At 37.8% G+C, this 1,679-nt stretch carries 3 protein-coding genes; all 3 read right to left on the bottom strand.

The features are described 5' to 3' along the window. Positions 1 to 288: 288 nt before the first annotated feature. Positions 289 to 969, bottom strand: coding sequence for a hypothetical protein (locus BMY63_RS04290; protein WP_143065716.1), 681 nt, complete (start codon positions 967 to 969; stop codon positions 289 to 291). After that, positions 956 to 1,153 carry a hypothetical protein gene (locus BMY63_RS12175; protein WP_143065715.1) on the bottom strand — a complete coding sequence of 66 codons (198 nt, stop codon included), beginning with the start codon at positions 1,151 to 1,153 and terminating at the stop codon, positions 956 to 958. The genes BMY63_RS04290 and BMY63_RS12175 overlap by 14 nt, the downstream gene beginning before the upstream one ends. After that, positions 1,113 to 1,679 (bottom strand): RHS repeat domain-containing protein (locus BMY63_RS04285; RefSeq protein WP_143065714.1); only part of this gene is annotated, 567 nt, incomplete at its 5' end. The genes BMY63_RS12175 and BMY63_RS04285, both read right to left, overlap by 41 nt.

Genomic DNA, 1,679 nt, shown 5'->3' with positions numbered 1-1,679 from the left:
TTGTCCGTCGTGCCGCTCTTTTGTAATCCCATGCGATTTATAGTTGATTCCAACGGCAAATATAGCAAATAATTGGGAATATTCATGGGTTATTTCCAAAATATTATTACCAATTCTCATACTATATATCCTCTGACAGTACTATTACTTGACATTTGTTCGTATTATTATGAATCGTGTACTCAATATTACACAAAGTATCCAATTTCGTTTCGTTATAAATATAATGTTACCTTCTTTATTTCCTGGTACGGTCGGTCTCACGATAGGGATGGTTGCCGCAGTACGTCACCTTTCTATTTCATTCGATTCATGTTCAAAATCATACCCTCCAATGAGACCAAGTAATAAAATTGTTTCTTTCTCATCTAATTCTTTTGTGAGAATATAGAAAGGAAAATCTTCTGCTATGTTTTTGGAGGATTTTATCTCCTTATAGACCTTGTAAACTTCATCCATGGATTTGCTAAATAACAGAGATCTAACAAAGTCGTCTTTGTTGACAAATTCTATGTTCTTTTCATCATCTGTAGTTTGATGCTCATCTAACAGATAATTAAAACATATCAAGCATGCTTCTTTTAGGAATGCTTCATCTATATTCTTTTTTTTGGCAAATCTACAGATTTCTGCTACTATCCCTCCATGATTGAGACTTCTAACAATATATACTTCAGAATGATAAATAATTAAAAGATGGGTATGACTATGAGAGGAAAGCATCTTAAAAGAATATATGCCATCAGGATTCTCTTTGTCTTCATTTATTCCTTTCCCATACAAAAAATATATACAATAGTCTATATTAATAGATTTGTAAAAGTTTTGTATGGAATCCTGAACATAAATAGGTAAAATCCTATCTGTTTTGTTCCAATTTAGTTCTGTTTCATTTCGTTTGGCAAATCCAATTTCAAATGAAAACAAGATCGAAGCGATGATTATATAGCAAAATTTATTGATTTCCATCTTTTATATTTTTTAATTCGTCTCTAAATTGCTGTTCTATTTCTCGAGGCTTCTTCTCGGCTTCTTGTTTTGATCTAGGCTTTCCATTGTTCGCACTTGAGATATCTTTATTTATTTCTTCCTCATCAGAAGCATGTACACTTTCATGTGCAGCTTCGGCTCCAACAGCCTCTGTTAATGTCAATCCGCAGTTTTGGCTGAAATTCCATCCGAGAGATTCTTTGTCCAGTAGGCGTAAGCATCATTCCTTGGTACACCATTTTCTCATTTTCTGATGCATGCCTGGAGACACATATTTTTTTAGATGCACTTATGTAAAATATACTCACCCCTTTAGAGTTGACAACTTTTCTTCCATCCGGATCAATAAACTTCACAGGATTATTATTTGCATACGCATAGGGACTGACGCCGTAGTATTTCTCGCAGAGGGGATCTATTCTATCCCATCTTGCGAGGACGGGGTAGTGCTGTCTGGCGCCGTAGTCGTAGGTGTTCAGGCCGAACGTGCCGTCGAACTCCTTACCGTTGTACTTGTACTGCTGGAAATTGGGGCTCAAGACCATCGCCTTCAGGGTATCCACGAGCTGGCCGCCGAAGGGGTAGTAGTTCACACGCTGCTTCATCGCGCCCGACGAGGTCACCGTCTCACGCACCGTGCCCAGATGGTCCTTGTTCTGGTAGTAGAACGTGAACTTGTCCGTCGTGCC

Source organism: Prevotella aff. ruminicola Tc2-24, from assembly GCF_900110895.1.
Classification (GTDB): Bacteria; Bacteroidota; Bacteroidia; order Bacteroidales; family Bacteroidaceae; genus Prevotella.
The sequence above is the reverse complement of the archived record's forward strand: the minus strand, read 5'-3'. Positions and strand labels throughout refer to the sequence as shown.

What these genes read in the sequence shown, in the direction of transcription:
- BMY63_RS04290 (WP_143065716.1), bottom strand. Translation starts at nt 969, where the DNA reads ATGGAAATCAATAAATTTTGCTATATAATCATCGCTTCGATCTTGTTT.